We start from the raw sequence: 15,208 nt of genomic DNA, 5'->3' as shown, positions 1-15,208 counted from the left end.
GAGTTTATCATAGTATAAAAACCAGAACATTATTACGACTATTGCTATAGTTAGCATTTAGTTTTAGTCGTCAAAAAATAAATTCTTGAACTGGTAAATATCATGAAAAAACTATTTTTTATAATAATCATTTTACAAGTTCAATTTGGTTTTACCCAAAGAGAAGCTAATGTCTGGCATTTTGGTGCTGGAGCCGGATTAGATTTTAATTCTTGTGAACCGGTTGTTGTATTTAGCGAAATGAGTTCATCTGAAGGTTGTACTTCTATTGCTAATAGCGATGGTGAATTACAATTTTATACTGAAGGCACTACCATTTGGAATAGAAACCACCAAACAATGTCTAATGGATCAGGACTTTTAGGACATCGATCTGCAACGCAATCAGCAATGATTATTAAACGCCCTGGAAATTTTAACGAATATTATGTTTTTACGGTAGACGAAATAGGCAAATCGAATGGCTTAATGTATACTGTTATAGATATGGATGGTGATGGCGGTTTAGGTGTGGTTACTTCAAAAAACATATCCTTAGTTGCTCCAATAGTTGAAAAGATTCATGCAACAAAACATGCTAACGGTACAGATATTTGGTTAAGTGTACATGGTTTTGAAAACAATACTTTTTATTCATTCTTAGTGACTTCTGCTGGTATCAACCACACCCCTGTAAGCAGCTCTGTTGGCCCTCAAATTTCAGGAGATGACGTTGCAACTATAGGAGCCATGAAGTTTTCCCCAAACGGAAAAAAATTAGCTATTTGCAATTATGAAAACGGCATTGATTTATTGGATTTTGACAATAATACCGGACTTTTTGGCAACCTTGTAAATGTGACCTCTAATTTACATAATTATGGTGTAGAGTTTTCCAGTTCAAACAATATTCTATATGTTACCACTGCTTATCTAGACGTTGATAATAGACTACTGCAATTCAATTTAAATGCTCCAGATATTCAAGCCTCGGAAACCGTACTTTTAGACCTTGCAGATTCAGGAGGATTCGGTTCAGTACAATTGGGACCAGATCAAAAGGTCTATCTATCTATTATAGGCAGAAAATCTTTAAGTGTTATTAATGACCCCAACACACTGGGGGTTACTTGTGATTTTATTGAAAACGGAATTAGTTTAATGGGAGCCACTGCCAAAGGCGGTTTACCATTATTTCTATTTCCCATATTTCATAACAAAATGATTGTTGAAGACACCTGCTTTGGAGATACCACCTCTTTTTTTCTTAGTGAAGATATTGAAACCATTGAATGGGATTTTGGAGACCCAGCATCTGGAGTTAATAATACAGCTACGGATAACGAACCAGAACATACCTTTAGTGCTCCAGGCATATATACAATAACTACCAATATTCCCGCAGGTTGCGGAACTACTCAAACCATAACAAAAGAAATAGAAATATTTAATCCACAAACTTCAACATCTGTTCAACTGGTTCAGTGTGATGATGATTCAGATGGATATAGTTATTTTAATCTTAACGAAGCCAATAGTATATTATCTCCAAATTCAGATAATCAGGTATTTGGATTTTACAGAACCGAAGATGACGCTATCAGGCGAATAAATAATATTTCGGAAACAAATTCCTATGAAAACGTTATTGTTAATTCAGATTCCGTTTGGGCCAGTGTCGGAAATGATAGTGGATGTTATAATGTAATTGAAGTCAATTTGATAGTTTCACAAAGCAATGTTTTTGACACATTTCAAACCTTAGAATATACTCTTTGTGATGATGATATAAATGACGGCATTACCACTTTTGATTTCAGTAGTGCCCAAAACTCCATTGAAGCATTATTCCCCAATCAAGACATAGATATTATATATTATGGAAATTTAGAAGATGCCCTAGCTGAAACTAATAATATTTCTGATATTACTTTTTATGAAAATACAGGTTACCCCTATTCTCAGAACATCTATGTTAGGGTGGATGATAATTTAAATAACGACTGTTTAGGAATAACCACTCCCATTTTATTGACCGTTTTGGGAAGACCCCAATTTGATTTAGATACTACAGCAGAATTTTGTCCTTTTGACACCCCTTCTCTAACCATAGAAGCTTATAACCCAGAAGATATTTACACTTATGAATGGACAGACTCAAATGGAGCTATAATTAGCACCCAAATAGACGCTATAGTCAACGCAGGCGGTATTTACACCTTAATAGCAACTTCAAACACTGGTTGTAAATCCACGCCAAAAGAAATTGAAGTTACAGCATTAGAAAAAACAGAAATCACATTGGATATGATTACTATTGAAGATGGTCTAAATAACAATACTATAACCATTAATGAATCAAGATTTGGAACAATTGATTACGAATACGTGCTAGACAACGAATTTGGATTTTATCAAGACAATCCATTTTTTCAAAATGTAACTGCCGGAACACATACCATTTACGCACGTGGAAAAAATAATTGCAAACCCAGTTCTATTGAAATTTCAGTCATTGGCTTTCCAAAATTCTTTACACCTAATAATGACTCTTTCAACGAAACATGGAATCTTAAAGGTATTAGTAATGAATACGCCTCAAGTTCCCGAGTTTCAATTTTTGACCGATTTGGAAGATTAATTAAACAGATAAATCCATTTGGTATTGGATGGAATGGCACCTTTAACGGTGAGAAATCAATGCAATCTGATTACTGGTTTATAGCTGAATTAATAAATACTGATGGAGAAATAAGAATCCTAAAAGGCCATTTTAGTTTAATTAGATAGTCCTAAAACAAACTACCTTGTAAACAACAACTCTCTATACTTAGTCAACGGCCAAATCTCATCATCAACCATCAATTCAAGTTTATCACAATGGTAACGAATATCATCAAACAAAGGCTTTACTTGGTCACAATAGGCCGATGCTCTTTTTTCTATATCTTCAATTTTATTAGCCTTCTTCCGTTCATCAATCAGTTTAGTTACATTGGTATTAATTCCTTTAATATGATTTGAAATTTCCTCAATTAAACTAATCTGCTCTTTTGAAATCGACTTAAAATCTTCATCAAATATTTCTTTTAAACCTTTTACATTTTCTACTAAAATATTTTGATATTTCACTGCCGTTGGCACAATATGATTTCTAGCAATATCACCTAAAACACGTCCTTCAATTTGTATGTGCTTTATGTACGCCTCAATCTCTATTTCATAACGAGCTTCAACCTCAATCTTGCTCATGACATTCATTTCTTCAAACAAATCGATGGTTTGTTTTGAAATTTTAGCTTTTAGGGCTTCTGGAGTCGATTTATTATTACTCAATCCACGTTTTTTTGCTTCCTTTTCCCAAACTTCACCATAACCGTTACCGTCGAATAATATAGGCTTACAAGATTTAATATACTCTCTTAAAATATTAAAAACAGCCTCATCTTTCTTTAGGCCTTTTTCATCAATTAACTTGTCTACTTCAACCTTAAAATCTTTTAATTGTTTTGCAACAATTGTATTTAAAATGGTCATAGGGTTACCACTATTAGCCGTAGAACCTACCGCTCTAAATTCAAATTTATTACCAGTAAATGCAAAAGGAGATGTTCTATTTCTATCTGTATTATCTAATAAAACATCTGGTATTTTACCTACTACATTCAGTTTTAATTCAGTCTTTTCTTGAGGTGATAATTTACCTTTGGTAACACCTTCTAACTCTTCTAAAACTTTAGTTAATTGCTCTCCAATGAACACCGAAATGATAGCAGGAGGGGCTTCATTAGCTCCTAACCTATGATCATTACTTGCGGTTGCCACAGATGCTCTTAGCAATTCTTCATGCGTATGAACCGCTTTAATAGTATTTATAAAAAAAGTTAAAAATTGAAGACTACTCATAGGTGTTTTCCCCGGAGCTAATAAATTAACTCCGGTATCTGTAGAAAGGGACCAATTATTATGTTTCCCAGACCCATTGATTCCTGCAAATGGTTTTTCGTGGAGCAAAACTTTAAAATTATGACGAGATGCTACACGCCCTATAACATCCATCAATAAAGAATTATGATCTACTGCTAAATTAGCTTCCTCATAAATAGGCGCTAATTCAAACTGATTGGGTGCCACCTCATTATGTCTTGTTTTAGCAGGAATGCCTAAAAGCATACATTCATGCTCTAAATCACGCATAAAATTAAGCGCTCTGTTAGGTATGGCTCCAAAATAGTGATCATCTAATTGCTGACCTTTTGCCGAGGAATGCCCCAATAAAGTTCTACCAGTTAAAATGATGTCTGGTCTACTGGCAGCTAACATTTTATCAACCAAGAAATACTCCTGTTCCCACCCTAAAGAAGAGGATACTTTTTTTACATTTTTATCAAAATACCGGCACACAGCTGTTGCGGCATCATCAACAGCATGAAGCGCTCTTAATAATGGCGTTTTATAATCTAAAGCTTCACCGGTGTATGCCACAAAAATAGTTGGTATACAAAGTGTAGACCCATAAATAAATGCTGGAGACGTTGGGTCCCAAGCAGTATATCCCCTAGCCTCAAAAGTGTTTCTAATACCACCACTAGGAAAACTAGAAGCATCTGGTTCTTGTTGCACTAACTGTCCACCATCAAACTTTTCAATAGCCATACCTCCGCTAACTGTTTCAAAAAAAGCATCATGCTTTTCGGCTGTAGTTCCTGTTAAAGGTTGAAACCAGTGTGTATAATGCGTTACTCCTTTAGACAATGCCCAATCTTTCATAGAAGCTGAAACTTGATCAGCAATGTTCCTATTAATCTTGGTTCCGTGCTGTACCGCGTTCATAACCCCAACAAAAGCATCCTTAGTTAAATACTGGCGCATGGTGTTTTCATTAAACACATTTTCCCCAAATATTTCAGAACGCTTTTTACTTTCTTCAATAATAATTGGCTTATGAGCTAATGATTCTTTTATGGCGTGAAATCTTAATGTAGGCATTGACTTATTAAATTGATTTAATTAGAATTACAAAATTAACCATAGTGCTTAAACCACAAAAAATCCCGTTAACAATTTTTCAATATTTATATAAAAAACTATACTTTTTTTAATAGATACCCTAAAAAAATAGGGGATGAATAAAAATAACATAGCTAAATACTAAAATACCCCTTAATAATTTAAAGTATTTATATAAAAATATATATTTGTGCTGATAAAATTTAGAATTCAATATAAAATATTCATTATGGCAAAAATTAAATTAGAATACCTTTGGTTAGATGGTTACAAGCCAACTCAAAACTTGAGAAGTAAAACTAAGGTTGAAGAGCATGAGAACTTTCAAGGAACATTAGAAGAATTAGATAACTGGTCTTTTGACGGTTCATCTACTAGACAAGCTGAAGGTGGTTCTTCAGACTGTATCTTAAAACCAGTAGCTATTTATCCAGATCCAGACAGAATTAACGGATACTTAGTAATGACTGAGGTATTAAATGCAGACGGTACGCCTCATGAATCTAATGGTAGAGCTTCTATTGATGATGATGATAACGATTTCTGGTTTGGTTTTGAGCAAGAGTATTTTATAATGGATACGCATACCCAACTTCCTTTAGGATTCCCAATTGGTGGTTACCCTGCTCCTCAAGGAATGTATTACTGTTCTGTTGGAGGAAAAAACACACACGGAAGATCTTTAGTTGAAGAGCACGCAAACTTATGTATTGATGCTGGATTAAACTTTGAAGGTATTAACCAAGAGGTTGCTTGCGGACAATGGGAATTCCAATTATTTGCCAAAGGAGCTAAAAAAGCTGGGGATGAAATTTGGATTGCACGTTATTTATTAGACCGTTTAACTGAAAAGTATGGTTACTATATTGATTATCATCCAAAACCACTAGGAAAAGATATGGACTGGAATGGTTCTGGTATGCATGCAAACTTCTCCAACACTACATTAAGAACATGTGGAGACAAAGCTACTTACGAAGCTATTTGTGAAGCTTTCCGTCCGGTTGTAAAAGAACACATTGAAGTTTACGGTGAATTTAACGACCAACGTTTAACTGGATTACATGAAACTGCAGCCATAACAGATTTCTCTTATGGAATTTCAGACCGTGGAGCTTCAATCCGTATTCCAATTATTACTGTTGAGAAAGGTTGGAAAGGTTGGTTAGAAGATAGAAGACCAGCATCTAACGGTGACCCATACAAGATTGCAGGAAGAATTATTAAAACTGTTAAATCTGCTAAAATCTAATAAGATTTAGTATAGATTTTGTTCATAAAAAAAAGCGCTTGCCACTGGTAAGTGCTTTTTTTATGCGTCTACTTTTTTGGGAGTTACCACAAAGTGGTCAAGCTTTCTCTACTCGCTTCCTCCTGCGTTGGTGCGCTCAAACATACCATTCATTCCTTAGTTCACTTCTTTACCAACGTTATTTAAAAACTGCATATTTTTTATTCAGATTTTGAAGTTCTTTGCTTGCTAATCAAAATATAAATGAACTTAGGCATTAAAGCAGGTAATATCGCGTACCTTTACAAACGGATTACATACCTTATGATATCAATCATTCACTATCTTTTTTGTTGATGAGCTTCCAAAGCAAATTTTTTATTCATTAGCAGACTTCATACTTATAGTTGAGTTATCATTAACCAGTCTCCAAACACAGTATTTTATTAGACATAGGTAATTTATAAAAACTTATGGGCTATTCATCATTTTAATTATACAAGCTTATGAAGTTTAATTCGGGCAATACTCAGGCTGAAAACTGTATCACTACAGTATTATTATTAGCAGCCGGAAGCGGGAGTAGACTTTTGCCACTTACCAAAGAGTCTCCAAAATGTTTAACCCTTGTTAATGAAGTTTCAATACTTGCCAGACTTGTCGAAAATTTAGCCTCACAGGGAATAAAAAAGCTAGTAATAGTAACAGGGCATTTAAATGGTTCGATTGAGGAGTTTCTTGGGCACACATATAAAACTATTGCCATAGAGTATTTACATAGCCCGCTTTATAAAACAACCAATAATATATATTCTCTGTGGATGGCAAGAGAAATTATGGATGAGCCTTTTATTCTTATAGAAAGCGACCTTGTTTTTGAATCTTCACTTTTAAGTGAAATGATATATCCTGATAGAATGGCGGTAGCTGGAATTAAAGATTGGATGAACGGAACTACTGTAACCATTAATAAGGACAATAAAATATTAGGCTTTAAAAAAGACACTACTTTTTGCAAAGCAGCTACAAAATACAAAACCGTTAACATATACAGTTTTTCTTTAGCATCATGGAGTCTCATTGCAGAAAGATTAGATAAACATATTCAGGAGAACAAAGTAAATGGATATTATGAAACTGTTTTTTCCGAATTAGTAGATGAAGATCTTCTTTCCTTTGATGCCGTGTTTTTTGATGAAAAAGCATGGTATGAAATAGACACTGTAAAAGATTTAACAGAAGCAATGAAGTTATTTCCAATAAAGAGTTTAATTGTAGAAATTAATAACAGTGAACCTAGCTATTCAATTGGGTAATAGTACTATTATAAATGGAAGACATGAATACCGAAGAGACTCACAGTTCTAAAAAAGTTGACACAACAAGTCAATTAAGCATGTTCCGGTTTATTTTAGATTTACCCAATATGGTTACATTATTAGGGCTATTAAGTGCTTTGTTAGGTATTTATGCTGCCATAACAGGAAAAATTTATATAGCTGTGGTTTTTGGTGTTTGGTCTGTGGTATTTGACTGGTTAGATGGCTTAGTTGCAAGTAAATTAAAGAATAGAACAAACGCTCATAGGGCTTTTGGAGGTCAATTAGATTCCTTAATTGATATGGTTAGTTTTGGGGTTTTACCAGCAATTATTCTATTAAGTTATTCTAATTACAACCCCTGGTTTATCCCAGGTTCGTTTGCTATTATTGCTGCCTGTGCTATTCGGTTAAGTTATTTTAATATTTATGGACTTACTAACGGAAAGACCTATACAGGATTAGCCGTAGATTATAATGGACTTATTATCTCTTTGTTCTTTTTAATTGAAAGCTTTTTTAGTTCAGATATTTTTCCCGAAGCTCTATATATTCTTGTGATAATAATTGTTTATTTAAATGTATCGGCTATTCAAATTCCTAAATTTCCTAAAACAATACTAATAGGCATTATTATATATGCTATAGCTTTAACTATTCATTTGGTTAATCTATAATCAGGGGGTAAACTCCATAAAACCCAATCCTCGTAAAATTAAGTGTAGATTTTTTTATTATCTGCTTTTTGGGCGTTACCCTATCAGGTTAGGCTTTATTCGTTGTTTATTATTTTAAATTTTTGAACTCATGAATATAAATATTTCACTACTCACTTCCTCCTCCATTCGAGAACTCAATCATTTAGTCTGCAGTGAGCGCAGTCGAAGCATTTAATTCCCAACGCACCTATTTGCTAGTTATGTATTAGCCTAGAGTTATATTAATTTTTGAGAAGGTTAGTTAAACGGTATAGCTATTAACAGTATCCTCTCTCAGAACACTATTGATTATAGCTTTTTAGTATACCTCTTTTTATTTATTTCTTTGAGACAAAATACATCTCTATTTCACCTTTGCCCTTTGCTTCAATTTTGCCTCTATATTCAAAGGCAAAGTCTTGGTGATTTTTCAAAAGTTCATAAGTTGCTTGACTGATGTTTACTTTACCAACTTGTCCATTACTTTCCATTCGGCTGGCTGTATTTACAGAGTCACCAAATATATCATATGCAAACTTTTTTTTACCTACAACTCCTGCCACAACGGGCCCAGAATTTATTCCTACCCTCATATTCCAACTTATCTCGCTGTTCTCATTTCTTTGTTTAAGAAACTCTACCATAAGGAATGCGGCTTCAACACATCTAAGGGCATGATCAGAATTTTCTCGAGGTAAGCCACTTGCCGCCATATAGGCATCTCCTATTGTTTCTATCTTTTCTATGCCAATTTCTTCTATAATATCATCAAAACGACTAAATATTTCATTTAGCTCGACAATAAGCCTTGTAGCCGGAATCGAGGACACAAGTTTTGTGAAGTCTTTAAAATCTGTAAAAAGTATCGATACGCTCTCATACTTTTTGGGGGCAGCTTTTCCTGTTTCCTTAAGTTCTTGGGCTATATCTTCCGGAAGGATATTAAGGAGTAAACCCTCTGAGCGGTCTTTTTCAATTTGCAATGAAGCTTTTGATTTTCGTACATAATTCCAACGAATGTATAAACTGCCAGCTAATAGTAGAAAAAACGCTCCAACACCTAGGCTTATGTTTCTTGTTTTTTCTTTTTGGCGTATCTCTTCTTCATGTACTTCTTGTATTAAACGCGTTTCTTCTACATTGGCAATACTATCTTTCAATATAACTTTTTCAAATTCCATTTTCTGGAGTTTTTTCGAAATGTCTTCGACATGCAAACTATCCTCAAGAACAATGACTAGCTCATAGTGTTTTAACGCTTTGTTACCATCCCCCATAGCTTTGTATGTCTTATATAGGCAAGAGCATCCATCTTTCTGTATTTCCAGTGATTCAATGCTTAAGGAAAGGTCATAACCTCTATGGCAATAGTTCAGGGCTTTGGCATATTCTCCTTGTTTCTGGTAAATCACTCCAATACTAGTCAGGGAACTAGCAATTCCAGGTTGCTGCCCAATTTGTTTGTTAATCTCTAGGCTTTGTAGGTAATAATCCATCGCTTTGGTGTAATCTCCTTGGTTCATATAAATCTCTCCAATATTACTGAGTGCAACTGCCGTTTCATTTTTATAGCCTATTTGTTTATTGTACTCTAGACTTTTCAAATTATAGTCCAACGCTTTTGGAAAATCCCCTTGTTCCATATAAATAGTCCCAATATTACTTAGTGTAACTGCCGATTCATACTTAAGACCCATTTGCTCGTTAATCTGAAGGCTTTGTTTGTAATATTCTAGCGCTTTAGGGTATTCACCTAGTTTATCGTAAATAGTTCCTACATTATTAAGGGCAAAGCCTAAGCCACTTGGATTTCCAATTTGTTCGTAGATTTCCAAGGCTCGCTTGTAATAGTCTAGCGTTTGGGAATAGTCGCTTCGATTAGCCCATGATACACCCTGGAGGGTATATCCTCCAGCTTGGGCTTTGGGGGAATTGTTATCGAATCCGAACAAAACCAATTCTTCTGCCAGAATAAATGCCGAGTCTGGTTGGGTAAAAAGGAATCCTTCCCAGATATAGTCAGAGTATGCTTTAGATCTAATTAAATCAGATTGGGATTGATCTTGCCAAACAGCATAGAGCGAATCGAGGTTTACTTGGGCTTTTAAGTAAAACCCGCATAATACGCAAAGCGCTAAGATGATATTTTTATACATAGCGTCCTATTTCAAATGACATATAATGGCCTTATGAATATAAATTGTACAGAAATTTTGTTTATATCCAACGATACTGCAACAAGTCCAGCACAAGTAAACGAAGTTAGCCAAATTTTCGCACAAAGTCAAGCTGCGATATTGCTCTTATGACGCACTAAAACTTCCCTCTAGTAAAAATTAAAAACATAAACACCCCATAAGCAAAAACCAAGAAGAAACCTTTAACTCTAGTGATTTGTAAACGCTTAGGTAAAAATATTAAAGGAATTAAAACGGCCGAAATACCTATCATCCAGAATATATCGTTCGACAGAATTTGAGGCTCTGTTACCGGAATTGGTTTTACCAAAGAGGTTATTCCTAAAACCGAAGCTATATTAAATATATTAGAGCCAATAAGATTACCCAATGAAATAGCCTTCTCTTGTTTTGCTGCAGCTATAACAGAGGCTGCCAATTCTGGCACACTGGTACCTATAGCAATTAAAGATATACCAATTACAGCTTCACTGACCCCAACAGCCCTAGCAATTTCTTTAGATCCATCTACCAACCACTCACTTCCAAAATAAAGCGCGGTGCCTCCCATTAGTAACCAAAGTGTAATTTTAAAATTAGATACTGTAGCCAAAGTATCATCAACCTCCTCAACCACCGTATTTTTTTTAGAGCTTTTAATTAATACATATAAGAATATAATTAAGCCAACAAACAAAGTCCCGCCTTCAAGAGCAGATAACACACTATCATTTTTTAAAAAGAAGTAGAGCGCAAACGAAAAAATCATCATTACAGGCCAGTTCAGTCTGTAAAAAGATCTGTCTACTGCAATAGCACCCACCATGGCTGTAATACCTAGAACCAAACCAATATTTGCAATATTAGATCCAACCACATTATTTATAGCAATAGCAGGAGAACCAGATAAAGCGGCGTTTAAACTCACTAACAATTCGGGAGCAGAAGTAGCAAAAGATACCACGGTCATACCAATAACCATTTTTGATATATTGAACTTAAAAGAAAGTGCAACAGAAGATCTTACCAAATATTCGCCCCCTATTACCAACAATATAAACCCAAGGATTACCCAAAGTACACTCATGAAAAATATTTTTTGCGAAGATAAATTAAAGTTGGAAGTTAAATGTGAGTGTGCTTAAGTTATTTAATGTTATACAAATAGTTTTATAGAAAAGTAGTAATAATTCAAAATCGATTAACTGCACATGTACTAATACGTTCATCGAATTTTCGATGAACGACAATCCTCTCTAAATAATATTTACAAAATTTGAGATACCAAATCTATAAAAACAATTACTATGAAAAAATTAGCTTTAGTTATGTTTTGCTTTGTTATAGGGCTTACTTCTTGCTCTAAAGACGCTATTGAAGTTATTGGAGTTGAAGTTTCTGGTACTTACAGTTTATATGGTAAGTATATGCATGATAAAACCTTTACCAAAGGTACGCAGTACGTAAGTGTAACAGATGAAACACTACGCTTATAGACCGCTATTATAGCTAACAAAGACATGTGGATACTCATTAGAGGCAACGTTTTCTATTATAAAATTGATAAAGATGGAGCTTATCCGCCACAGTCTGTTTAGGAATGTGGTTATGATTTAGATAAGGAAGGTTTTAAATGCGAACTCATTATAGATTAGGGTTTTTAAATTAAATAATGAGTTCAGTCCGGCTTTTGAAAAAGAGTCGGATTTTCTTTTTATAGGGTTAACAAAAACTAAATATTTCGTTAAATAACTATTAAATTAGTTGTATAACTATAAAAATAGTTATAGGTTTGTTTTGCGTTAAGGATAGTAGCGGCATCCTTTTGCAAAAGCAAAAGATATAGTGTATAGCCTGACGCCAGTGAAACGCAGCGTAACGCCCAAAATAGTTATTACATGGAAAAACTAACAAATAAGGAAGAGGAAATCATGCATATTTTATGGAAACTGGAAAAAGCTTTTGTAAAAGATGTTCTTAATGAGATTAAAATAGATAAACCACATTACAACACGCTTTCTACTATTATTAGAAACTTAGAAGACAAAGGTTATGTTGGTTATACGGCTTATGGAAAAACCCACCAGTACTACCCGATTGTAACCAAAGAAGCCTACAGAAAAGGGTTCATGAATACAGCCATAAGCAATTATTTTAACGACTCTTATAAAAATGTGGTATCGTTTTTTGCAAAAGAAGAAAAGATTAGCGTTACTGAGCTAAAGGAGATTATTGATTTAATAGAAAAAAATAAGTAATCATGGAATATTTACTAAAAGCCAGTGCGGTTCTAGCCATCTTTTATTTGTGTTATAAATTGTTTTTACAACGTGATACGTTTTTTGAATCTAATAGAGGGTTTTTGCTAATGGGTCTCATTTCGGCATTTTTAATTCCGCTTGTAGTGATTCCAGTTTACGTGGAACGTGCTCCTATATTAATAGACAATTTTATTATTGAAAATGCCATTAGTGTTACGCAGCCCTTAGAAGAAACCATAAGTCTATTAGACATTTTACTTTATAGCTATATTGCAGGAGTTGTTTTCTTTTTGTGTAGATTTTTAATACAGCTTATTTCTCTAGTTACAATCTTAATTAAACATGAATCTATTAAAAAAGGAAGATTTACTTATGTTAGAACACACAAAAATGCTACACCTTTTTCATTTTTTAATTGGATTGTTTATAACCCAGAATTGTTTAATAAAACTGAGCTAGAACAAGTATTAACACATGAAAAAGTTCATGCCAGACAACACCACTCCATAGATATACTCTTAACTCAATTGGCCTGTATTGTGCTTTGGTTTAATCCGTTTATGTGGTTATATAATAAGGATTTAAAACAGAACCTAGAATTTATTGCCGACCAAAATGCCCAACAAAAATCTAACTGTAAAAAAAGTTACCAATACACTTTATTAAAAACAAGTATGCCAACTCATCAATTGGCTTTAACCAATAATTTTTACAATTCATTAATCAAAAAACGAATAGTTATGTTACACAAATCAAAATCTAAAAAATCAAATTTGCTAAAATATGCTTTGGTTATTCCCATTTTAGTTATTTTTCTAATGAGCTTTAATACCAAGGAAATATTTGTAGATGCCGAAGTGGTTCCTGAGGAAAATCATCTTTTAGACGCCTATGAAAGTGATGAAAACTTGTTTATTGAAGACCATGCTGTTGATGTAAACAACCAAAAAGAAATAATGGCCACTTCGAAGAAAGACGTTGAAATGTTTTTAATAAGTAAAACATTTTCTGACGCTGATTTTGATAAGTTAGAAGAAAAACTAAAAAAGAAAGGCATTACCGCAAAGTTTAAAGGCATTAAACGGAATAGTAATAACGAGATTACCGCCATTAAAATTAATTTAAGCTCAAAACACTCCAGCGCCAATTATAGTATTAATGGTGATGAACCCATAAAACCAATTAAAATTTCTTTTGAAGATAACGGAAAAAGCATTTCTATTGGTAACTCATTACATCACAGTAGCGCTTACTTTATTTCTAAAGATGGCAAACATAAAGTTCATAAAACCGGAAAGGGTAATAATGTGTTCTATTTCTCAGATGATGACCATGGAACTCATGAAGATTTTCGCATTATAAACGGAGATACTGTTAAATGGACTACTTCAGGAAAAACTATTGAAATTATTACAGATGATAATCATGATAATGACGTGCATGTCATTCATGAAGATATTCATATAGTAAATGGTGATACTTTAAAATGGAAATCTAAAAAAGGGAATAACCATTTTAAAATTAAAAAAGGTAAAAATATTGAAGTTATAACAGATGACGATGATGAAAAACACATAGAAATTATTATTGACAGTGATGATGATTTAATTAACGATGAAGAAGATGTTATTATCATAAAAAAATCAGGAACAAAAGACAAGGTAAAGGTTAAAAAAAACAAATCTGGAAATATTCTTTTTATAGGAGATGAGGATGGTAAAGAGCCTTTATTTATTATTGATGAAAAAGAAATAAATAAAGATAAATTTGAGAACATAGATCCTGATAAAATTGAATCAGTATTTGTTTTAAAAGGTGAGCAAGCCATTGAAAAGTATGGAGACAAAGGAAAAGATGGTGTTGTTTTAATTAAAACAAAAGACCACAAGCCAACTTCATTTTTTAAAACTGGTCTTGAACCACTTATAATAATAAATGGTAAAGAAGCTTCTAAAGATGAAATGGATGGGCTTGATAAAAATAATATTCAAACCATTGATGTTTTGAAAAATGCCTCTGCAACTTCTAGCTATGGCACAAAAGGAAAAAACGGAGTAATATTAATAAAAACAAAAAATAAAAAAAATGAAAACCCATGGAAGATTAGTACTGGCGTAAAATTATCCAATGGAAAAAATCAGGTGGTTGGTAAAAACCCCTTATATATTATTGATGGAAAAGAAAGCACGGTAGAGGGGTCTAAAGATTTGTTACCTGATGATATTGAAAAAATTGATGTTTTAAAGGACGGATCTGCAATAAAAAAATACGGTGATAAAGGTAAAAACGGTGTAATCTTAATTACCACTAAAAAGGAAAAGTAATCTATCAAACTAATCATTTAAAAGCACTCCTGTCGGAGTGCTTTTTTTGTATTCAACTATTAGCCAAAAAGATAAAACTCCAAATAAAATGCTTTTTAAAAATGCAAATCCCCTTGGTTTTAAAAACAGGCCTAAAAAAACACCTATAATTGTTTCAATTTAAAACCATATTTAAACTTTAAAATAACAATAAATAACTTTCGTAAAGA

Annotated in this window: 10 protein-coding genes; 7 read left to right on the top strand and 3 right to left on the bottom strand. The window is 33.3% G+C overall.

Annotated elements, in window-relative coordinates; translation table 11 throughout:
- Positions 1-102 precede the first annotated feature (102 nt).
- Complete coding sequence (locus FUA22_RS15615) at positions 103-2,769, top strand: T9SS type B sorting domain-containing protein (RefSeq protein WP_147769524.1); 2,667 nt, start codon at positions 103-105, stop codon at positions 2,767-2,769.
- A gap of 12 nt (positions 2,770-2,781) precedes the next feature.
- On the opposite strand, the gene FUA22_RS15610 is transcribed toward FUA22_RS15615, so the two are convergent.
- On the bottom strand, positions 2,782-4,968 hold the full coding sequence (locus tag FUA22_RS15610; protein WP_147769523.1) for a glutamine synthetase III family protein: 2,187 nt from the start codon (positions 4,966-4,968) through the stop codon (positions 2,782-2,784).
- Between the two features lie 250 nt (positions 4,969-5,218).
- On the opposite strand from FUA22_RS15610, the gene FUA22_RS15605 reads away from it, so the two are divergent.
- The 3 genes from FUA22_RS15605 to FUA22_RS15595 all read left to right on the top strand — a co-directional run bounded on the left by FUA22_RS15605 (position 5,219) and on the right by FUA22_RS15595 (position 8,216).
- Positions 5,219-6,241 carry a glutamine synthetase beta-grasp domain-containing protein gene (locus tag FUA22_RS15605; protein WP_147769522.1) on the top strand — a complete coding sequence of 341 codons (1,023 nt, stop codon included), beginning with the start codon at positions 5,219-5,221 and terminating at the stop codon, positions 6,239-6,241.
- A 485-nt stretch (positions 6,242-6,726) separates the two neighbouring features.
- Positions 6,727-7,536: a phosphocholine cytidylyltransferase family protein gene (locus tag FUA22_RS15600; RefSeq protein ID WP_147769521.1), complete on the top strand. Its 810-nt coding sequence runs from the start codon at positions 6,727-6,729 to the stop codon at positions 7,534-7,536.
- Positions 7,537-7,559: 23 nt separating this feature from the next.
- The gene (locus tag FUA22_RS15595) at positions 7,560-8,216 is read left to right on the top strand and encodes a CDP-alcohol phosphatidyltransferase family protein (protein WP_147769520.1); all 657 of its coding nucleotides are present in this window, start codon (positions 7,560-7,562) and stop codon (positions 8,214-8,216) included.
- A gap of 359 nt (positions 8,217-8,575) precedes the next feature.
- Here the strand turns inward: FUA22_RS15595 and FUA22_RS15590 are convergent, their stop codons facing one another.
- Positions 8,576-10,393, bottom strand: a complete 1,818-nt coding sequence (locus FUA22_RS15590) for an adenylate/guanylate cyclase domain-containing protein (RefSeq protein ID WP_147769519.1) — start codon at positions 10,391-10,393, stop codon at positions 8,576-8,578.
- Between the two features lie 157 nt (positions 10,394-10,550).
- Positions 10,551-11,501, bottom strand: a complete 951-nt coding sequence (locus FUA22_RS15585) for a calcium/sodium antiporter (RefSeq protein ID WP_147769518.1) — start codon at positions 11,499-11,501, stop codon at positions 10,551-10,553.
- A 220-nt stretch (positions 11,502-11,721) separates the two neighbouring features.
- On the opposite strand from FUA22_RS15585, the gene FUA22_RS15580 reads away from it, so the two are divergent.
- The 3 genes from FUA22_RS15580 (at position 11,722) to FUA22_RS15570 (ending at position 14,999) form a co-directional block, all read left to right on the top strand.
- On the top strand, positions 11,722-11,910 hold the full coding sequence (locus FUA22_RS15580; protein ID WP_147769517.1) for a hypothetical protein: 189 nt from the start codon (positions 11,722-11,724) through the stop codon (positions 11,908-11,910).
- A gap of 402 nt (positions 11,911-12,312) precedes the next feature.
- Positions 12,313-12,672, top strand: coding sequence for a BlaI/MecI/CopY family transcriptional regulator (locus FUA22_RS15575; protein WP_147769516.1), 360 nt, complete (start codon positions 12,313-12,315; stop codon positions 12,670-12,672).
- A 2-nt stretch (positions 12,673-12,674) separates the two neighbouring features.
- On the top strand, positions 12,675-14,999 hold the full coding sequence (locus FUA22_RS15570; protein ID WP_147769515.1) for a M56 family metallopeptidase: 2,325 nt from the start codon (positions 12,675-12,677) through the stop codon (positions 14,997-14,999).
- Positions 15,000-15,208 lie beyond the last annotated feature (209 nt).

It is taken from the genome of Seonamhaeicola maritimus (assembly GCF_008056315.1).
Lineage (GTDB): Bacteria > Bacteroidota > Bacteroidia > Flavobacteriales > Flavobacteriaceae > Seonamhaeicola > Seonamhaeicola maritimus.
The sequence above is the reverse complement of the archived record's forward strand: the minus strand, read 5'-3'. Positions and strand labels throughout refer to the sequence as shown.